Here is an 18,381-nt window from a genome sequence, read left to right on the forward strand (position 1 = left end):
TCTCTAGACCTGGTCGACGGCGACCGCGTCGTACTCCGTGGTCGGTGTCGGGTCCACGTCGAAGCGCGCGTTGGGCAGGTAGATCCGGTCGCCCCAGGCCGCCGCGGTGGTCGGGATGCGGAACCGCGGGTCGGTGATCCGGGCGACGGGCGTGCCCCGGGTGCCGCCCGCGTTGAGGCGGACCACGTTCACCTCGTTGGTCGCCTGCTGGACGACGTACAGGGTCCGGCCCACGAGGAGGAGCCCGTCGCCGTTGGGGATCCTCAGTCCGCCGAGGTCGACGGCGCTCGCGCGGCCGGTGGCGGGCTCGACCCGCATCAGGGTGCCGCCGTCGGCGATCGTGTTCACGACGAGGAGGGCGCGGCCGTCGGGGGTGCGCTCGATGCCGTTGGCGGTGAAGTCCGGGCCCTGGACCCAGTCGCCGCCGAGGGGCACGGTCACCGGCGGGCCGACGGGGTCGCCGGAGCGGTCGAGGGCGAGCCGGTAGAGCTGCGGCTGGTAGGAGTCGGTGAACCAGGCGGCGCCGGGGGTGAGGACGAGGTCGTTGACCATGGTGTTCTCGGCGCCGAGTCCGGTGTAGGAGCGCAGCGGGGCGCCCGAGCGGGCGTCCACGACCCGGATGGCGCGGCCCCAGCCGCCGGCGAGGAAGAGGCGCCGTTCGGTGGGGTCGATCTTGAGTCCGACGGTCGGGCTGCCGGCGCCCGGCCCGGTCGAGAGCAGCCGGCCGCGGCCGGTGGCGAGGCTGGCCCGGTAGACGTCGCCGTTGGCGAGGGAGCCGAAGTAGGCGAACGGGCTGTGTCCGATCGCGATGCCCTCGGGCTGGAAACCGGCGGGCAGCGGCAGGGCGGTGGGCCACCGTCCCGGGGCGCCGGCCGCGTGCGCGGTCCCGCCGAGCGGGCCGAGGAGAGCCGCCGCGCCGGTGGCCGCGGCGGCTCCCAGGAGACTTCTTCGTGCGAAGGAACGTTGTGCGAAGGAACGTTGCCTGGAGTGGGGCATGGAGCGTCCTTTCGTACCGGTGTTCGGCAGACGCTCCCACCCCATCACACGGTGGCCGTCAGGCGCAGTCGAACCGCGCGCCCGCCCAGTCGCCGTGGTCGCCGCTCTTGGACCCGTTGGTGTCGGTGACCTTCAGGTGCACATGGCGCGCACCGGTCAGGTCGACGGCCACGGGGACGGTCGCGGAGGCTCCCGTCACCTTGGGCGAGGTCCACAGCACCTTGCCGTCGGCCTCGACGGAGAAGGCGACCTCCCCGTAGCCGTTGATCTCGTCGTCGATGCCGACCTCGGCGGTGAGCGCGGTGCAGCGCCCGCCGAGGTAGAGCTCGATGTCGGAGTCGGCGTGCGCCCCGATGCCCTTCTCGTACGCCTTGCCGGCCAGGGTGAGGGGGCGGCCGTCGGCGGCGCCGGACTCGCCGTTGGAGCGGTCGCGTTCCGGCGGGCCCCAGCCGTTGGCGGAGCTGAGCCAGACCAGGTCGCTCGCCCAGGCGGGTGCGGTCGGCGGCGGGGGCATCACCCCGACGGCGAACCGCTGTTGCGCGGTGCGGTCGACTCCGGCGGCCCGGTGCCGGACGGTCGCGGTGAGCGTGGCCTCACCCGGTACGGCGTCCTTGGCGGGGGTCACCGACAGCTCGACGCGCCGGGTGGTGCCGGCGGGGACGCGGGCGATCGGCGCGGTCGGGGCGACCTGCCAGCCGGCCGGGACGGTGAGGCCGACGGCGACCCCGGTGGCGTCCTTGGCGCCGGCGGTGACGTCGACGGCGACGGTGCCGGGCACGCCCGCGCCCAGTTCCTGCGCGGCCGGGGCGGCGAGCACGGCGGCGGCGCCGGGGGCGGCTCCGCCGACGGCGCTGGTGCCGCTCAGGACGAGGGTGAAGCCGCGGTCGGTGCGCTGGGCGGCGGTCTTGATCCGCACCACGCCGCCGCGGTCGTCCCGGTCGTACCACCAGCCCTGGTCGGCGGCGTCGAACGCGGCCTTGGAGGCGAGCCCCTTCAGCGCGCGCCCGCCCAGGGTGACGCCGCCGGGGGCGTCGCCGGTGTGGACGGTGAAGGCGTACGGGCGGGCGGCGGCCTTGCCCGTGTAGGTGCCCTCGCTGGGGCCGACGCGCACGGTCACGTCGCCGGCGCCGCGGCGGGGTGCCCGGACGTCGGCGCGCTGGGTGGCGTACCGCCCTTCGCGGTGCTGCCGGGTGACGCCGTCGTCCTCGTACAGCGTGAAGGACGAGTCGCCCTGCGGGTAGATGTCCCAGGCCAGCGGGGAGCCCGGGGTGCGCTGGGTGTACGAGCGGATGTCGCCCGGCCACATCGGGACGGTCGCCCCGGCGCGGACGAAGAGCGGCAGGGTGTCGAGCGGGGCGCTGTAGTCGTCGAGGGTCAGCGGGCCCTCGTAGACGCGCCCGTTCCAGTAGTCGATCCAGGTGCCCTTGGGCAGGTAGATGCCGTCGCGCTCGACGGCGTCCTTGTACACGGGGGCGACGAGGAAGTCCTGGCCGCTGAGGAACTCGTACTTCGCGGCGTCCGAGGCGGCGACCGGGTCGTCGGGGTACTCCAGGGCGAGCGGACGGGCGAGGCCGACGCCGGTCCGGGTGGCCTGGTGGGCGTGCGAGTAGATGTAGGGCAGCAGGGCCTCGTGCAGCTTGAGCGAGGCCCGGTTGATCGAGGTGTACGGCTCGCCGTAGCGGAAGGGCTGCTTGTCCTGCGCGGCCCAGCCGTCCATGGTCATGGTGACGGGCAGGAACATCTTCCACTGCAGGTCACGGGTGTACGTCTTGGCGCTGCCGCCGAAGATGCCGTCGACGTCGCCGGTGGTGTAGGCGAGGCCGGACATGGAGGCGCCGGCGTAGGTGGGGATCTGCCAGCGGATGTACTCCCAGCTGCCGGACTGGTCGCCGGACCACTGGACGCCGCAGCGCTGGGCGCCGGACCAGCTCTCGGGGGCCCAGGTGTAGCCGCGGGCGTCGCTGTTGGCCTCGATGCCGGCGTAGGCGCCCTTGCAGCCGTCGAGGGCGAACTTGTAGCCGTCGCCGACCCAGGCGACGTCCAGCTTGGCGACCCGCTGGCCGGCCTTCACCTGCTCGCCCAGCTTGTCGATGCCGTCCTCGGTCCACAGGCCGAGCTGTGTGCCGCGCTGCTGCAGACCCTGGGCGGTCTCGGCGAGGTTCTCGTAGCCGCAGCCGTAGCCGTCGTTGACGAGCATCCAGCCGTTGGGCATGTCGTTCTGTACGTAGCCGTCGGAGACCTTCAGGGCGTCGAGGGTGTGCCGTTCGCCGCGGTTGGCGTTGTGGAGGTAGCAGTCGGCGTCGCCGATCTCCAGGCCGTAGACCGGCGGCAGGAACGGTTTTCCGGTGAGCCGGGTGTACTGGCCGATGACGTCCTTGAGGGCGCCGGGGCCGCTGCCCGCGAAGTAGTAGGCGTCGAAGCGCTGTTCGCGGGCGGTGGTCGTGACGGGCTCGCCGAAGACGTAGGTGTTGGGGGCGTAGGTGTTGCGGTAGACGCCGTAGCCGGCGGAGGAGAGGTAGAACGGGACGGAGTTGGGGTGGCCGCCGTCGTTCCAGTTGTAGTCGACGCCGACCTCGACGGTCTTGCCGCGGTGGGAGGTGTTGCCGCGTCCGTTCTGCATGCCGGCGCCGTAGAACTGCTCGTCGGCGCCGCGGGCCAGGGTCTGGGTGGTGCGGTCCTGGTTCCAGCTGAGGCCCTGGGTCTCGGACCACAGGGGGGTGCCGTCGGCGCGGACGGCGGCGAAGCGCAACGGTGCCTTGTAGGCGCGCAGGGTCACCCGCGCGGTGCTGAGTTCGTAGCGGTCGCCGAGGTCGGACCAGCGGATGGCGGGCGGCGGGCCCTGCGGCAGGACGATGTCCTGGCCGGTGGGGTCGGTGAAGGTGCCGTCGGGTGCCAGTTCGATGCGGAAGGTCTCGTCGGAGACGAAGCTGACCCGGGCCTCCGCGTGCCCGGCGGTCAGCCGGTAGACGGGTCCGTCGGCGGTGAATCCGGTGAGATCCCCGACGGTGGTGTCGGTGGGGCCGGTGCTGTCCGTGGGCGCGGCCGCCGCGCTTCCGCCGGGTGAGGCGAAGACGGCGAGCAGGCCGAGAAGTGCACCGGCGACTGCAGCTCTCATGCGCATTGATGATTGCATGAGGTCTATTTAGCGCAGATTCGAGCATGGCGACAGGACAAAAGGGAACCGCCCCCGGACTTCGCGAAGAAGTCCGAGGGCGGTTGCGTGCAAGGGAGTTGCGGGGCGGTGTCCGCTACAGGGCGACACCGAGGAGCGCGTCGACGGCACGGGAGACGAGCCCGGGAGCGGACTCGTCGGTGCCGCCCTCGTCCTCCTGGCGCGCGGCCCAGCGGTCCACCGCGGCGAGCGCGGCCGGGGCGTCCAGGTCGTCGGAGAGCACCTCGCGGAGCTCCTCGACGAGGGCGTCGGCGGACGGACCGTCGGGGCGCGAGACGGCGGCGCGCCAGCGGCCGAGGCGGTCGACGGCGTCCTGGAGGACCTGGTCGGTCCACTCCCAGTCGGCCCGGTAGTGGTGCGAGAGCAGCGCGAGCCGGATGGCGGCCGGGTCGACGCCCTCCCTGCGCAGCGCGGAGACGAAGACCAGGTTGCCCTTGGACTTGGACATCTTCTCGCCGTGCAGGCCGACCATGCCGGCGTGGACGTACGCCTTGGCCATGGGGAACTCGCCCGTGAGGGACTGGGCGTGCGAGGCGCCCATCTCGTGGTGCGGGAAGATCAGGTCGGAGCCGCCGCCCTGCACGTCGAAGCCCATGCCGAGGTGGTCCAGGGCGATGGCGACGCACTCGATGTGCCAGCCGGGGCGCCCGGCGCCGAGGCTGCCGCCGTCCCAGCTCGGCTCGCCGTCGCGGGCGGCCATCCACAGCATCGGGTCGAGCGGGTTCTTCTTGCCCGGGCGGTCCGGGTCGCCGCCGCGCTCGGCGGACAGGTGGCGCATCAGCTCGGTGTCGTAGTTGGACACCTGACCGAAGTGCGGATCGGCCTCGACCGAGAAGTAGATGTCGCCCTCGAGCTCGTAGGCGGCACCGGAGTCCCGCAGACGCTCGACGAGCGGGACGATGCCGGGTATCGCCTCGACGGCGCCGATGTAGTCCCGCGGGGGCAGCATGCGCAGCGCGGTCATGTCCTCGCGGAACAGGGCGGTCTCGCGCTCGGCGAGCCCGACCCAGTCGATGCCGTCGCGGATGGCCCGCTCCAGGAGCGGGTCGTCCACGTCGGTCACGTTCTGGACATAGTGAACCTGCCGCTTGGTGTCGAGCCACACGCGCTGAACGAGGTCGAACGCGTTGTAGGTCGCCGCGTGACCCATGTGGGTCGCGTCGTACGGCGTGATGCCGCACACGTAGATACGGGCGACGGGGCCGGGGGCGAGGGTGACTCGTCCGCCGGTCGCGGTGTCGTGAATCCGGAGGTCGCGGCCCTTGCCGGGCAGGGCGGGGACCTCAGAAGCGGGCCAGGCATGCATGTCCTGAGCGTAACCGGACAGGTGTTCCGGATACGAACCGCATCCGGGATCTTGACCGATTAGGCGGCCTTGCGGGACGGAGGCGTTCATGCATACCCCCAGGGGGTCTCACCTCACCGGACACCTTGGCCGGAAAGCATCGGTCGGCCGTACGGTCCTCACACCGGTGGCCAGGGGATCGCCGGCCACTGCCCGGACGGCACGGGGTGGCGCCCCGTCCTGCGCAGCACGGCCACCCGCTCCCGCAGGGCGTCCACCTCGGCCCCGGTGAGCAGCGCCGCGAGCCGTTCGGCCAATGGGGTGCCGGGCGCGAGCCGCCCGCCGAGCCGGTCGAGGACGGCGGTGGCCTCCTCGGTCAGCTCCTCCCCCGCCCAGCCCCACAGCAGGGTGCGCAGCTTGTCGTCCACGTGGAAGGAGACGCCGTGGTCGATCCCGTAGAGCCGTCCGTCCGGCACGGGCAGCAGATGCCCGCCCTTGCGGTCGCCGTTGTTGATGACGGCGTCCAGGACGGCCATGCGGCGCAGCTGCGGGGTGTCGGCGTGCACGAGCAGCGCGGTGCGGTCCTCGGCCACCTGGGCGGGGCCCACGGCCTTCCAGCCCTCGCCCGCCTCCTCGTCGTCCACGAGCGCGAGCAGGGCGGCCGAGGGATCGGCCTCGACCCAGAGCTGGACCATGCCCTCGCCGTACGGTCCCTCGCGCAGCACGGTCGGCGGCACCAGGCCCCAGCCGGTGGCCTCGGAGAGCTCGTAGGCGGCGACCTCGCGGCGGGCCAGGTTTCCGTCGGGGAAGTCCCAGAGCGGGCGCTCCCCCCTGACCGGCTTGTAGACGCAGTCCGCCTGCTCGCCCTCGTACGCGACGGAGCAGAACAGGACGGCGTTGGAGGCCTCGCGGACCTGGCCGCGGACGGTCAGCTCCCCCCGGCTGAGCAGGTCCACGACATCGGGGGTCCGGTCACCGCTCATGCGCCGCGCCGGTATCCGTTCTGGCGCGGGCAGACATGGCCCTCGGGGTCCAGCGGCAGGCTGCACAGCGGGCAGGGCGGGCGCCCGGCGTTGACGACGTCGAGGGCCCGCTTGGCGAAGGCCCTGGCCTGGGCGCCGCTGAGGCGGACGCGCAGCATCGGCGGGCCGTTCTCCTCGTCCTGGAGCATCCGCTCCTCGGCCGCGGCGAGGTCCTCCTCGGAGTCCACGTCGAGTTCGACGAGGGCCTGCGCCTCGACGATCATCCGCTGCTCCTCGCCGTCCCAGGCGAGCGCCATGGTGCCGACCCGGAACTCCTCCTCGACGGGGGTGTCCAGGGGCGCGGTGTCGGCGATCTCGGCCGGGGCGACGGCGGGGACGGGCGCGTTGCCCCCGGTGCGGCGGACGACCTCGTCGAGGAGTTCGTCGATGCGCTCGGCGAGGGCGGCCACCTGGGTCTTCTCCAGGGCGACGCTGGTGACGCGGCCGGCCGCGGACGCCTGGAGGAAGAACGTACGGCGGCCAGGCAGCCCGACCGTGCCGGCCACGAAACGCTCCGGTGGGTCGTAGAGGAACACCTGACGGGACACGTTCCTGACTCCCTTGAGTCTCGACTGTGGTGCTGTCGTGGGCTGCTGTGGTGCCGCGCGGTGGTGCTACGGCGGCGCGTCCACCCTACTGCGCGGAAGGATCACGGTGCGCCCGCACCGCCCCCCACCTCCGCCGCCCCGCTGCCGTCGGGCGTCTCGCGCGGGGCGAGGGCGGCGAGATCGCCGGTGTCGCCGAGACGGACCAGGAAGGGGCGCAGCCGGGTGTAGCGGATGACCGTGAGGGAGCAGGGGTCGACGTGGATCCGCTGGAAGAGGTCGAGGTGGAGTCCGAGGGCGTCGGCCACGATCGACTTGATGATGTCGCCGTGCGAGCACATCGCGTAGACGGCGTCCTCGCCGTGCTCCGCCTCGATCCGGGCGTTCCAGTCGCGGACGGCGTCCACGGCCCGCGCCTGCATGCCGCGCATGGACTCGCCGCCGGGGAAGGCGGCGGCCGAGGCGTGCGCCTGGACGACCTCCATCAGTGGCTCGTCGGAGAGTTCGGCCAGTTTGCGGCCCGACCAGTCGCCGTAGTCGCACTCGCTGATCCGCTCCTCGGTGTGCAGGGCGAGTCCGGGGCGGGCGTCGAGGAGCGGCTGCACGGTCTCCCGGCAGCGTTGCAGCGGGCTGGAGACGACCGCGGCGAGCGGCACGCCCGTGAGGCGCCCGGGCAGCGCGGCGGCCTGCTCCGCGCCGCGTTCGTCGAGCGCGATGCCGGGCATCCGCCCGGCGAGCACCCCGGAGGTGTTGGCGGTGGAACGTCCGTGCCGGACAAGGATCAGCGTGGCCATGTCGGCCAGCGTACGGGCGAGCGCGGGGGGACGGGTGCGCGAAGCCGGAGCTCGGGGGAGAATACGGCCCGTGATCGTGGATTCAGCCATCTACCGGGACGGGCGCAGGACGGACGGCCCCGCCGACCTGTCCGACGCGCTGGACGAGGCGCGGGCGACCGGGGACGCGTTCCTGTGGGTGGGGCTGCACGAGCCGACGGAGGCGGAGTTCGACCATGTCTCCCGGGAGTTCGCGCTGCACCCGCTGGCCGTGGAGGACGCCCTGAAGGCGCATCAGCGGCCCAAGCTGGAGGTCTACGACGACTCGCTGTTCGCGGTGCTCAAGCCCGTGGTGTACGAGCCGGAGAGCGACCGGGTCAGCACGGACGAGCTGATGGTCTTCATCGGCGACTCCTTCGTGGTGACCGTGCGGCACGGCGAGGGCGCCCCGCTGGCGGCGGTCCGCAAGCGCCTGGAGGCGGAGCCGGAGGTCCTCCGGCACGGGCCGACCGCGGTGCTGTACGCGATCAGCGACGCGGTCGTGGACCACTACCTCGACGTCGCCGGGGAGCTCCAGGTCGACCTGGAGGAGCTGGAGGCCGACGTCTTCGCGCCCGCGGGCGCGAGCCCCGCGCGGACGGCGGAGCGGATCTACACCGCCAAGCGGCAGGTCCTGGAGTTCCGCCGGGCCTCCGTGCCGCTGTCGGGTCCGATGGCCCGGCTCGCGACGGGCGCCGTGCCCTTCGTCCACGACCACGCGGTGCCGTTCTTCCGGGACGTCAACGACCATCTGCTGCGTGCCAACGAGCTCGTGGAGGGGCTCGACCGGCTGCTCTCGGACGTGCTGTCGGCGCATCTGGCGCAGATGGGCGTGCGGCAGAACGACGACATGCGGAAGATCTCCGCGTGGGCGGCGATGGCCGCGGTGCCCACCATGGTCGCGGGCATCTACGGCATGAACTTCGACCACATGCCGGAGCTGCACTGGGTGGGGTCGTACCCGGCGGTGCTCCTGCTGATGGCGGGGATCGTGGTGGGCCTGTACCGGCTGTTCAAGCGGCGCGGCTGGATGTGATCCCCGGGGGGCGACGGGGTGTGGATCGTCTCCGGCTCAGAAGGCGTGGACCGGGGCGACGGGGCCGCCGAGGGCGTCGCGGCGCTCCGGCATCCTGAGGTCGACCATCTTGTGCCAGCCGGCGGCGCGCTCGTACGCGTAGACGCCGTGGATGCCGGCGGCGAGCGTGGCGGCCTTGGCCTTCGGCCAGCGCAGGATGCGCCCCATGTGCCGCATCACGGCGAGGCTGACGTCCCGGTAGACCTGGATCTCGGCGAGCGCGGACTCGCGCAGGACGCTCTGGATGAGCCGTCCGTACCCCTCGTAGTTGAGGCGGAGCAGCTCCTCGTGGCAGTAGGCGAGGTGGTTGTCCTCGTCGTCGCAGATCATCCTGATCGCCTTGCCGAGGTCGGGGTGGTCCCCGAAGTGGCGGACGAGCAGCCGCATCTGGGCGGCCGCGCGTTCCTCGGTGACCCGGCTGTGCGCGAGGTAGACGACGATGTCCCGCTCCGTGAGGGGTTCGTCGCGGCGCAGCTTGTCGTGGGCCAGGCCGATGCCGCGGCGTTCGAGCAGCATCGTGTAGTCGGTGTCGGGCGGTACGGGGACGGGGTCGAGGCCGCGCTTCCTCATCAACGCGTGGAAGATGCGGCCGTGCTTGTCCTCGTCGGCGCCGTGCCGGGTGATCTTGGGGGCCAGATCCCGCATGCCGGGGGCGACCAGAGCCGCGATCCGCGCGTTCTCCCAGCCTCCCTGGGCCTCGCCGCTGGCGGCGATGGAGCAGAAGAGCTGGAAGGACTCGTCGTCGTCGATGATTTCCTGGAACAGGCTCTTGGCCGTGAGCATGGCTGCCACCTCCCGTGGAGTACGAGTCAAGTGGGCCGCGCGCGGTCGGGCAACAGGAGGCCGCGGACGCTGGGCCGAACGACGTACACGAGAGGTGCCGCCGGGCGCGTAACCCCGGGCGCGCCCGCGCGTTGTGCTGCGTGACGGCCGTGGCGGGGAAGACCCCCGAGCCCCCACCACGGCCGCGGACCTTCCTCCGGGAGCTACGCGAGTCCCGCCCGCTCCAGCGCCTCCACACCCGCCCGCAGGGCCGCCAGCCGCTCGTCCAGGGTGAAGCCGGCCGGGGCGAGGGTCAGGGTGGTGACCCCGGCGGCGGCGTAGGCCTTCATCCGGTCGGCGATCCGGTCGACGGAGCCGAGCAGCGTGGTCTGGTCGATCAGCTGGCGCGGGACCGCCGCGGCGGCTCCGGCCTTGTCGCCGGCCAGGTACTTGTCCTGGATCTCGGCGGCGGCCTTCTCGTAGCCCATGCGCTGGGCGAGCTGGTTGTAGAAGTTCTGCTTGCGGCTGCCCATCCCGCCGACGTACAGCGCGGTGTACGGGCGGAAGATGTCGGCCAGGGCGTCGATGTCGTCGCCGAGGGCCAGCGGCAGGGTGGGGTGGACGTCGAAGCCCTCCATGGTGAGCCCGGCCTTCTCGCGTCCCGCGCGCAGGTGGCGCAGGGCCGTCTCCTCCAGGTGCTCGGCGGCCGGGAAGATCAGCAGGGCGCCGTCGGCGATCTCGCCGGTCTGCTCCAGGTTCTTCGGGCCGATGGCCGCGATGTAGAGCGGGATGTGCGGGCGGGTCGGGTGCACCGTGAGCTTGATCGGCTTGCCCGGGCCGTCGGGCAGCGGCAGGGTCCAGTGCTCGCCCTCGTACGTGAGGCGCTCGCGGGACATGGCGCGGCGGACGATCTCCACGTACTCGCGGGTGCGGGCCAGCGGCTTGTCGAACTTGACGCCGTACCAGCCCTCGGAGACCTGCGGTCCGGAGACGCCGAGGCCGAGCCGGAAGCGGCCGCCGGAGAGCGAGTCGAGGGTGGCCGCGGTCATCGCGGTCATCGCGGGCTGGCGGGCCGGGATCTGCATGATCGCCGAGCCGACGTCGATCCGCTCCGTCTTGGCGGCGACCCAGGACAGCACGGTGGGCGCGTCGGAGCCGTACGCCTCCGCCGCCCAGCACACGTCGTAGCCGAGGCGGTCCGCCTCCTGGGCCACGGCGAGGTTGTCGCCGTCCATGCCCGCGCCCCAGTAGCCGAGGTTGATGCCGAGCCGCATGCCACGTACCCCTTACCCATCGGTAACGTCCCTGTGGTCGGGACTCTAGCGCGCACCCCCGGGATTCGTCAGGAGGCGATCGGGCACCGGTGGCGGAGCGACACGGGACCACCTGTGGACAGGTTGTCCACAGGCTCTCTCCCCGTGGTGCCCTGGCCAGTACTCTCGCGGCCATGGAGCAGAGGCATCTCGGACGTACCGGCCTGCGCGTGTCCCGGCTCGGGCTCGGCACCCTCACCTGGGGCCGCGACACCGACGAGCACGACGCCGCCGAGCAGTTGAAGGCGTTCTGGGACGCGGGCGGCACCCTCGTCGACACCGCGGACGTGTACGGGGGCGGCGAGGCGGAGTATCTGCTCGGGCAGTTCATGGAGAGCCTGGTGCCGCGCCGGGACCTGATCGTGTCGACCAAGGCCGGCAGCGTCCCCGACCCGGACCGGCGCACGGACGGCTCGCGCGGGCATCTGCTCGCCGCCCTCGACGCCTCCCTCGCCCGGCTCGGCACGGACTACGTGGACCTGTGGCAGCTGCACGCCTTCGACCCCCACACCCCCCTGGAGGAGTCGCTGCACGCCCTCGACATCGCCGTCCGCAGCGGCCGGGCCCGCTATGTCGGCGTGTCCGACTTCTGCGGCTGGCAGCTCGCCAAGGCCGGCACCTGGCAGCTGAGCGGGGACCGGACCCGGCTCGCCGGGACGCAGATGGAGTACTCGCTGCTCCAGCGGGGCGTCGAGCGGGAGGTGCTGCCCGCCGCCCTCGACCTCGGCATCGGGCTTCTGCCCTCCTCGCCGCTGGGGCGCGGGGTGCTCACCGGCAAGTACCGGCACGGCACCCCGGCGGACTCGCGCGGCGGCTCGGAGGCGCTGGCCCCGTTCGTGGAGCCGTATCTGGACGAGCCGGCGAGCCGGATCGTGGACGCGGTCACGACGGCGGCCGACGGCCTCGCGGCCACCCCGCTCCAGGTGGCCCTGGCCTGGGTCCGCGACCGCCCCGGCGTGACCGCCCCGATCATCGGCGCGCGCAACGCGCAGCAGCTCACGGCCGCGTTGTCAGTGGAGAGCCTTAGTCTTCCTGACGAGATCTTCCGGGCCCTCGACGATGTGTCGGCGCCCGTGCACCACTATCCGGATCACGACTGGAGCACCTTGTGACCGAGCCCTCCGGGGAGACCCCGCCCGAGGCCGCCACGCCCCCCGCCGACCCGCAGGGAGCGACCTCCGCGTCACCGGACGCCCCGGACACCACGCCGGATGCGGAGGGCTCAGCGGACGCGGAGGACTCGGTCGACGCCTCCGAGGGAAGCGAAGGCGCCACGGCGGAGGCCCCGGCTTCCGGTGACGACGCATCGGTGGAGGCCCCGGCCCCCGATGACGGCACCGCCACGGAGGCCCCGGCTTCCGGTGAAAGCCCCGCCCCTGGGGTCTCCGAGGCGCAGGCCGAGCTCGCCGCGCAGCGGGAGCTGCGGGCGCGGATCGAGCAGCGCAAGGCGGAGCGGGCCGCGCCCGTCGAGGCCGGCGGCAAGCTCAGTGGGACGGCGGCCGATCTGCTCGCGGCGGTACGGGCCGTGGAGAGCGGCGCGAAGCCCGTCGCGCCGCTCCGGCCCGAGGTCCCCGCGCCCGCGCGGCCCGTTCCGGCCGCGGCGCCGGAGACGACGGTGCGCCCGCCGGCGCCCGTGGCCCCGGTCGTGACCGAGGAGACCACGTCCTCGGTGCGGCAGGTGCTCGCCCGTGGCGGGGCGCCCGAGGCGCTCGCCGGGCAGGTCGCCACCGTGCTCGGCGAGGGCGCCGCCCGGGTGCTCGACGACGACCCCTGGCAGCTGCTCGCGGTGCCGGGGGTGCGCCCCGAACAGGCCGACGGCTTCGCGCGTGCCCTGCTCGGCTCCGCGTGCGGCCCCGGCGACGAGCGGCGGGCCGTGGCGCTGACCGCCTGGCTCCTGGAGCAGGCCGCGCTGAAGGGGCACACGGCCCTGGAGATCGGCAGCGTGCGGGACGGGCTCGCGAAGCTGTCGGTGCCCGAGCCCGGGAAGGCGGTCGAGCACGCGATCTCCGAGGCCGCGGTGCTGGTCTTCCAGGAGGAGGACCCCGAGGAGACCGAAGAGGCCGAGGAGGGCGCCGGGCAGGACGACGGGTCCGCCGCCGAGGAGCGGCCTCAGCAGCCCGTGCTGCTCGGCCTGGAGCGGTACGCGCTCGCGGAGGAGAGCCTCGCCGACGGGCTGGCCCGACTGATCCGCACGGTCGAGGCGGCCGACTGGGAGGGCCCCGAGCTGGTCCGCGCGGCCGGCTCGCACGGCCTCGTGCTGCACACCGGCGGCGAAGCCGCCCGCGCCGAGCCCGCCGCCCTCGCGGAGACGGCGCGGGAGCGGGGCCTGCGGGTCGCCCTCGCGGCCCACACGGCACGGGACGGCGCGGTGCCGCTGGCCGCGCTGCTCTCCGGGACGGCGGGCCCTGGCCGTGACGAGGAGGGCCTGCTCGCCCTGGACCTGCTGGTCGTGCTGGACGCGCCGCAGCTCGACGTCGAGACGGCCGCACTGCTCGTGGAGGCGCTGCCGGACGGCTGCCGGCTCGTCCTGGGCGGCGACCCCCTGGTCCTCGGCGCCGCCGGGCCGGGCAGGGTCTTCGCCGATCTGCTGGCCGCCCGCGTCGCCCCGGCGATCGCCTCCCGCGTCCCCGATCCGGGCCCGCTCGGCGAGCTGGTCTCGGGCATCGGCGTCGGCGAGCTCAACCAGGTGGAGGCGCCCGGCAAGGAGGTCGTGATCGTCCCCGTCCGGGACGCGGGCGAGGCGGTGCACCGCACGGTGCAGCTGGTCGCCGACTCCATCCCGCGCGCTCTCGGCCTGCCGGCCGAGCACACCCAGGTGATCACGGTCGGCCACGGCGGCGCCGCGGGCACCCGCGCGCTGAACGCGGCGCTCAAGCAGCGGCTCAACCCGGGCCCCGGCCGCTTCGGGGGCTACGACCCGGGCGACCGGGTCGCCCACTCCCCCGCGCCAGGCCGCACCGTGCGGGGCACGGTCGTCTCGGCCGACGCCGAGGGCCTGCACCTGGACTGCGCGGGCGAGCGGGTCGTCGTACCGAAGGAGCGGGTCGAGAGCGCGCTGCGGCACGGGTGGGCGCTGACCGCGCACCAGGCGGCCGGGGCACGCTGGCCGGCCGCGGTCGTGGTGCTGCCCGGCGACGCGGCGGCGGGCCTCAGCCGGGCCTGGGTGTACACGGCCTTCGGCCGCGCCGAGCGGCACCTCTCGGTCGTCCACGGTGTGGACCAGGCGCTGCCCCGCGCGGTGGCCGAGGGCCTCACCCCGGAGCGGACGACCCGGCTCCGCCCGCTGATCGAGGCACTGCTCCACGAGGAAGAGGCGTAAGAGCGCGCGCACGACGGGACAGGCGGCAACGCGGCCCGGCCGGCACCCCCTGTCCCGCGAACCGCGGGGTGGGGGTGCCGGCCGGCTGCGTTTCCGGGGGCTCGGGCGGGTTCTCAGGCCCCGTGGGCCTGCTCCTCCAGCTCCTCCTCGGCCTCGTCGTCGAAGACGGCGCTGACGTCGAAGCGGCAGACGATCCGCTCCGGGTCGGCGTGGTCGAAGGGGGTGTTCAGCCACTCCCCCGGTTCGGGCAGCTCCTCGGCCGCTTCGACCCAGAGGGTGGAGTCGCCCTCCTCCAGACCGAATTCCTTGTGACGGGACGCGATTTCGTCAGGTTCGTACTCCCCGAAGAGGGTGCCGAGGGCGGCATAGGTGCTGCCGGCGCCGTTCCCCTCCCGGTCGACGTCCACGATGCGCCGGGCCTGGGCGACGAGGCGCTTCGGTTCGACCACCGCGTAGTCACGGCGGATGAGCACGCTGACGGCGTGCGGTTCCTCGGGCCCCGCGTAGGGCGGCAAAGAGTCGTCGGCGCCGGGGATCTCGAAGGGGGTGACCTCGTCGTAACGGTCGTAGAGGACCTCGTCGTACACCTCCGCCGCCGCTGCGAGCGCGTTGAAGGCGTCGTAGACGGCCGGGTCGTCGTCCCCGGTGCGGCTCTCGACCGCCGCGAGGTGACGGTCCAGTGCGGTTTTGACCGCCTCGGCGGCGGCGCGTACCTCGGCAGCGGTGGGCTGCGCAGCATCAGACATAGGACAGACGCTATCCGTACCAGGCCCTTGGCCGCACAATAGATGCGATGCCGGAATACGAATTTGTCGACGTGTACGTGCCGCGCGGCGTCTCCCGCAAGGAGGCTACGCGGCTTCTGACCGACCATGCCGAGTACGGGCACTGGGAGTTGGACCGACTGAGCCTGCATCGGGACGGCAGCCGCAGAGTGCGGCTGCGCCGGCGCATCATCCGTCAGATCCGCGCCACCTGGTGAGACGCAGAAGGGGCCCCGCCCGGCGGGGCCCCTGCCGTTTTCTTGCGCCTCAGGCGGTGCGGCGCGACCGGCGGTAGATCACGGAACCGGCCAGCAGCAGGGCCGCGCCGGCCGGGATGGCCATCCCGACCGCGCCGGCGCCGGTGTGCGCGAGCTCCTCGCTGGGCGGGCTCTGGACACCCGTGTGCGTACCGGGGTTGTTCGGCCCGTGCGGGTACCCGGGCGTACCGGGGTGCCCGCCGCCCTCGGTGCCGGGATTGCCGGGCGTACCGGGCGTCCCCGGATTTCCGGGCGTACCGGGGTTCCCCGGAGTCCCCGGGTTGCCCGGCGTACCAGGGTTGCCCGGCGTACCAGGCGTGCCCGGGTTACCGGGGTTTCCGGGATTCCCCGGGTTGCCAGGGTTCCCCGGCTCCCCAGGGTGGCCGGGATTCCCGGGCTCCCCCGGGTTCCCGGGCTCACCAGGGTGCCCCGGTGTCGTCGGCTCGATGCCGTTGCCGCAGCCGTTGTCCGTGGCGGGGTTGCCGGCCCCGATGACGTCGACGCTGTTGCCGCAGACGTTGATGGGGGCGTCCACCGGCACCTGGACGACGTTGCCGGAGCCGACGCCCGGGGAGTGCGAGGCGCTGCCGTGGGCGGAGGACCCGCCGGAGCCGCCGGAGTCCCCGTAGCCGCCGGGGCTGCTCGCGTTGGCGCACTTGTTGCCCGACGCCGGGTTCATGAGGCCGACGGCGTTGACGGTGTTGCCGCAGAGGTTCACCGGCGCGTGGACCGGGACCTGGACGTTGTTGCCGGACGCGACGCCCGGTGAGTGGGAGGCCGTACCGCTCGCGTTGGCGTCGGCGTGGGCGTAACCGCCGCCGAGGGCGATCATGCCGCCCGCCGCGGCGACGGTGACGATGCTCTTCCGTGTGATGCGTGTGACCTGTCGCATTGCTGTGTTCCCGCTTCCCTGCATGCTCGGCTCGTGCGAAATGCCCACCGGCCCCGGAGTGCATGGCGCGCACTCCGGGGCCGGCCTTGGCTCAAACCCTCAGGGGGTGATGCTCAACGTCAGGCGTTGATGCAGGTGTTGCCGAAGGCGGGGTTCAGCAGACCGATCACGGAGACCGTGTTGCCGCACACGTTCACGGGGATGTGGATCGGCACCTGGACGACGTTGCCCGAGAGCACGCCGGGGGAACCGATGGCGGCACCCTGGGCACCCGCGTCGGCAACGGCCATGCCCGCACCCGCGAGAACGAGACCGCCGGTGGCAGCCGCAGCAGCGACGACCTTCTTGATCATTATTCCTCCTTGTTGGCAATGCGGTCCCAGCCGCGGACCGCACCACCTGTAACGAGGGGGAACCTAGGGGGCTACGAGCCCTTTGAGGCATTCACTCTTTCCGGTCATCCACGCACGCGCGGTCGATTTCGGGGGCGTCCGCGCAGGCGTCCTCAGGAGGCGTCGATGAAGCGGTCCAGGACCCGGACGCCGAACTTCAGGCCGTCCACCGGCACCCGCTCGTCGACGCCGTGGAACATGCCGGCGAAGTCGAGCTCCGGCGGCAGCTGGAGCGGGGCGAAGCCGAAGCAGCGGATGCCGAGGTCGTCGAAGGACTTGGCGTCGGTGCCGCCGGAGAGCATGTACGGCACGGCGCGGGCGATCGGGTCCTCGGCGCGCAGGGCCAGCTGCATGGCGTCGACCAGGGCGCCGTCGAAGCTGGTCTCCAGGGCCTTGTCGCCGTGCACGTCCTCGCGCTTGACCCGGGGGCCGAGGATCCGGTCGAGGTCGGCCAGGAACTCCTCCTCGTAACCGGGCAGGAAGCGTCCGTCGACGTGGGCGGTGGCCTGGCCGGGGATGACGTTCACCTTGTAGCCGGCGCCGAGCATCGTCGGGGCGGCGGAGTTGCGCAGGGTGGCGCCGACCATCTTGGCGATGCCGCCCAGCTTGGCGAGCGTGGCCTCCATGTCCTCGGGGTCGAGCGGGGTGCCGAGGGCGTCCGAGAGCTCGTCGAGGAAGGAGCGGACGGTCTTGGTGACCCTGACCGGCCACTGGTGGCGGCCGAGCCGGCCCACGGCCTCGCAGAGCTCCGTGATGGCGTTGTCGTTGTTGGTCATCGAGCCGTGGCCGGCGGTGCCCTCGACGGTCAGCCGCATCCAGTGCATGCCCTTCTGGGCGGTCTCGATCAGGTAGAGCCGGAGGTTCTCGTTGACGGTGAAGGAGAAGCCGCCGACCTCGCCGATCGCCTCGGTCACGCCGTCGAAGAGCCCGCGGTGCTTGTCGACCAGGTGACGGGCGCCGTAGGTGCCGCCCGCCTCCTCGTCGGCGAGGAAGGCGAGGACGATGTCGCGCGGGGGCTTGCGGCCGCTGCGCATGCGGTCGCGGACGACCGCGAGCGTCATCGCGTCCATGTCCTTCATGTCGACGGCGCCGCGGCCCCAGACACAGCCGTCGGCGACCTCGCCGGAGAAGGGGTGGTGGGTCCAGTCCTCGGCGTTGGCCGGGACGACGTCGGTGTGTCCGTGGATGAGGAGGGCCGGCCTGGACGGGTCCTCGCCCTCGATGCGGGCGACCGTGGAGGCCCGCCCCTTGTGCGACTCGATGATCTTCGGCTCGAGTCCGACCTCGGCCAGCTTCTCGGCGACGTACTCCGCCGCCGCCCGCTCGCCCGGGCCGGAGTGGTCGCCGTAGTTGCTGGTGTCGATGCGGATGAGGTCACGACAGAGGTCGACGACCTCGTCCTCGCCCGTGACGGTCCGGCCGGTGTTCGACTCGCTCACGCTGCTTCCTCCCACTACGTGCCCCATGTGCTGGCTGGTGATCTCCCCATCCTCCCGCGTGCCCCCCTCCGGACCCAAGGGCGGCCACCGGCCGACATGCGCCCGTCACACGCCGGGGGCGTGACGGGGGCGCAAGGGGTGGTGATCGGCCACCCCAGATGTTTGCTATGGTTTTCCTCGTCGGAAGGGCCCAGCGGCCAGGAAGACAAGATCACCTGTCCGGGTGGCGGAATGGCAGACGCGCTAGCTTGAGGTGCTAGTGCCCTTTAACGGGCGTGGGGGTTCAAGTCCCCCCTCGGACACCAGCGAAGGACCCCACGTCATGTGGGGTCCTTC

At 73.0% G+C, this 18,381-nt stretch carries 16 protein-coding genes and 1 tRNA gene; 5 read left to right on the forward strand and 12 right to left on the reverse strand.

The annotated features are described in order from the left end of the window. Positions 1-3 precede the first annotated feature (3 nt). From ACZ3ZE_RS32165 to ACZ3ZE_RS32190, 6 genes are all read right to left on the reverse strand, one after another. On the reverse strand, positions 4-996 hold the full coding sequence (locus ACZ3ZE_RS32165) for an SMP-30/gluconolactonase/LRE family protein (RefSeq protein WP_467261622.1): 993 nt from the start codon (positions 994-996) through the stop codon (positions 4-6). Positions 997-1,054: 58 nt separating this feature from the next. Beyond that, the gene (locus ACZ3ZE_RS32170; protein WP_467261624.1) at positions 1,055-4,129 is read right to left on the reverse strand and encodes an NPCBM/NEW2 domain-containing protein; all 3,075 of its coding nucleotides are present in this window, start codon (positions 4,127-4,129) and stop codon (positions 1,055-1,057) included. 115 nt (positions 4,130-4,244) lie between these two features. Beyond that, positions 4,245-5,474: a cysteine--1-D-myo-inosityl 2-amino-2-deoxy-alpha-D-glucopyranoside ligase gene (gene mshC, locus ACZ3ZE_RS32175; protein ID WP_363292127.1), complete on the reverse strand. Its 1,230-nt coding sequence runs from the start codon at positions 5,472-5,474 to the stop codon at positions 4,245-4,247. Positions 5,475-5,632: 158 nt separating this feature from the next. Beyond that, on the reverse strand, positions 5,633-6,469 hold the full coding sequence (locus ACZ3ZE_RS32180; RefSeq protein WP_442305872.1) for an SCO1664 family protein: 837 nt from the start codon (positions 6,467-6,469) through the stop codon (positions 5,633-5,635). Next, a complete protein-coding gene (locus ACZ3ZE_RS32185) occupies positions 6,433-7,023 on the reverse strand; it encodes a DUF3090 domain-containing protein (protein ID WP_361169830.1) in 591 nt (196 codons plus the stop codon). The genes ACZ3ZE_RS32180 and ACZ3ZE_RS32185 overlap by 37 nt, the downstream gene beginning before the upstream one ends. A 101-nt stretch (positions 7,024-7,124) precedes the next feature. After that, on the reverse strand, positions 7,125-7,814 hold the full coding sequence (locus tag ACZ3ZE_RS32190) for a histidine phosphatase family protein (protein WP_361169833.1): 690 nt from the start codon (positions 7,812-7,814) through the stop codon (positions 7,125-7,127). Between the two features lie 61 nt (positions 7,815-7,875). Between ACZ3ZE_RS32190 and ACZ3ZE_RS32195 the strand changes: the two genes are divergently transcribed. Continuing rightward, the gene (locus tag ACZ3ZE_RS32195; RefSeq protein ID WP_361623471.1) at positions 7,876-8,868 is read left to right on the forward strand and encodes a magnesium and cobalt transport protein CorA; all 993 of its coding nucleotides are present in this window, start codon (positions 7,876-7,878) and stop codon (positions 8,866-8,868) included. 36 nt (positions 8,869-8,904) lie between these two features. Here the strand turns inward: ACZ3ZE_RS32195 and ACZ3ZE_RS32200 are convergent, their stop codons facing one another. Together ACZ3ZE_RS32200 and ACZ3ZE_RS32205 are read right to left on the reverse strand one after the other, a co-directional pair. Further along, positions 8,905-9,690: a ferritin-like domain-containing protein gene (locus tag ACZ3ZE_RS32200; protein ID WP_467261626.1), complete on the reverse strand. Its 786-nt coding sequence runs from the start codon at positions 9,688-9,690 to the stop codon at positions 8,905-8,907. Positions 9,691-9,893: 203 nt separating this feature from the next. Further along, complete coding sequence (locus ACZ3ZE_RS32205) at positions 9,894-10,943, reverse strand: LLM class F420-dependent oxidoreductase (RefSeq protein WP_132914659.1); 1,050 nt, start codon at positions 10,941-10,943, stop codon at positions 9,894-9,896. 173 nt (positions 10,944-11,116) lie between these two features. On the opposite strand from ACZ3ZE_RS32205, the gene ACZ3ZE_RS32210 reads away from it, so the two are divergent. Further along, positions 11,117-12,094, forward strand: coding sequence for an aldo/keto reductase (locus ACZ3ZE_RS32210; protein WP_361169839.1), 978 nt, complete (start codon positions 11,117-11,119; stop codon positions 12,092-12,094). Next, on the forward strand, positions 12,091-14,301 hold the full coding sequence (locus tag ACZ3ZE_RS32215; protein WP_467261628.1) for a helix-hairpin-helix domain-containing protein: 2,211 nt from the start codon (positions 12,091-12,093) through the stop codon (positions 14,299-14,301). Before ACZ3ZE_RS32210 ends, ACZ3ZE_RS32215 begins: the two co-directional genes overlap by 4 nt. 113 nt (positions 14,302-14,414) lie before the next feature. Here ACZ3ZE_RS32215 and ACZ3ZE_RS32220 read toward each other — a convergent pair whose 3' ends face one another. After that, positions 14,415-15,047, reverse strand: coding sequence for a hypothetical protein (locus ACZ3ZE_RS32220; protein ID WP_361169845.1), 633 nt, complete (start codon positions 15,045-15,047; stop codon positions 14,415-14,417). Between the two features lie 47 nt (positions 15,048-15,094). Here ACZ3ZE_RS32220 and ACZ3ZE_RS32225 point away from each other — a divergent pair, with 47 nt between their 5' ends. Then, on the forward strand, positions 15,095-15,283 hold the full coding sequence (locus tag ACZ3ZE_RS32225; RefSeq protein WP_125749393.1) for a DUF5703 family protein: 189 nt from the start codon (positions 15,095-15,097) through the stop codon (positions 15,281-15,283). 49 nt (positions 15,284-15,332) lie between these two features. Here ACZ3ZE_RS32225 and ACZ3ZE_RS32230 read toward each other — a convergent pair whose 3' ends face one another. The 3 genes from ACZ3ZE_RS32230 to ACZ3ZE_RS32240 all read right to left on the reverse strand — a co-directional run bounded on the left by ACZ3ZE_RS32230 (position 15,333) and on the right by ACZ3ZE_RS32240 (position 18,045). Next, complete coding sequence (locus ACZ3ZE_RS32230; protein WP_467261630.1) at positions 15,333-16,214, reverse strand: chaplin; 882 nt, start codon at positions 16,212-16,214, stop codon at positions 15,333-15,335. Between the two features lie 119 nt (positions 16,215-16,333). Next, positions 16,334-16,567 carry a chaplin ChpH gene (gene chpH / locus ACZ3ZE_RS32235; RefSeq protein WP_132914664.1) on the reverse strand — a complete coding sequence of 78 codons (234 nt, stop codon included), beginning with the start codon at positions 16,565-16,567 and terminating at the stop codon, positions 16,334-16,336. Positions 16,568-16,719: 152 nt separating this feature from the next. After that, positions 16,720-18,045 carry a M20/M25/M40 family metallo-hydrolase gene (locus ACZ3ZE_RS32240; RefSeq protein ID WP_361623301.1) on the reverse strand — a complete coding sequence of 442 codons (1,326 nt, stop codon included), beginning with the start codon at positions 18,043-18,045 and terminating at the stop codon, positions 16,720-16,722. Positions 18,046-18,262: 217 nt separating this feature from the next. On the opposite strand from ACZ3ZE_RS32240, the gene ACZ3ZE_RS32245 reads away from it, so the two are divergent. Next, a tRNA-Leu gene (locus tag ACZ3ZE_RS32245) sits at positions 18,263-18,350 on the forward strand. Positions 18,351-18,381 lie beyond the last annotated feature (31 nt).

It is taken from the genome of Streptomyces sp. NPDC023157 (genome assembly GCF_055560575.1).

What these genes read in the sequence shown, in the direction of transcription:
- mshC (WP_363292127.1), bottom strand. Translation starts at nt 5,474, where the DNA reads ATGCATGCCTGGCCCGCTTCTGAGGTCCCCGCCCTGCCCGGCAAGGGC.
- ACZ3ZE_RS32170 (WP_467261624.1), bottom strand. Translation starts at nt 4,129, where the DNA reads ATGCAATCATCAATGCGCATGAGAGCTGCAGTCGCCGGTGCACTTCTC.
- ACZ3ZE_RS32220 (WP_361169845.1), bottom strand. Translation starts at nt 15,047, where the DNA reads ATGTCTGATGCTGCGCAGCCCACCGCTGCCGAGGTACGCGCCGCCGCC.
- ACZ3ZE_RS32230 (WP_467261630.1), bottom strand. Translation starts at nt 16,214, where the DNA reads ATGCGACAGGTCACACGCATCACACGGAAGAGCATCGTCACCGTCGCC.
- chpH (WP_132914664.1), bottom strand. Translation starts at nt 16,567, where the DNA reads ATGATCAAGAAGGTCGTCGCTGCTGCGGCTGCCACCGGCGGTCTCGTT.
- ACZ3ZE_RS32225 (WP_125749393.1), top strand. Translation starts at nt 15,095, where the DNA reads ATGCCGGAATACGAATTTGTCGACGTGTACGTGCCGCGCGGCGTCTCC.
- ACZ3ZE_RS32190 (WP_361169833.1), bottom strand. Translation starts at nt 7,814, where the DNA reads ATGGCCACGCTGATCCTTGTCCGGCACGGACGTTCCACCGCCAACACC.
- ACZ3ZE_RS32200 (WP_467261626.1), bottom strand. Translation starts at nt 9,690, where the DNA reads ATGCTCACGGCCAAGAGCCTGTTCCAGGAAATCATCGACGACGACGAG.
- ACZ3ZE_RS32210 (WP_361169839.1), top strand. Translation starts at nt 11,117, where the DNA reads ATGGAGCAGAGGCATCTCGGACGTACCGGCCTGCGCGTGTCCCGGCTC.
- ACZ3ZE_RS32165 (WP_467261622.1), bottom strand. Translation starts at nt 996, where the DNA reads ATGCCCCACTCCAGGCAACGTTCCTTCGCACAACGTTCCTTCGCACGA.
- ACZ3ZE_RS32205 (WP_132914659.1), bottom strand. Translation starts at nt 10,943, where the DNA reads ATGCGGCTCGGCATCAACCTCGGCTACTGGGGCGCGGGCATGGACGGC.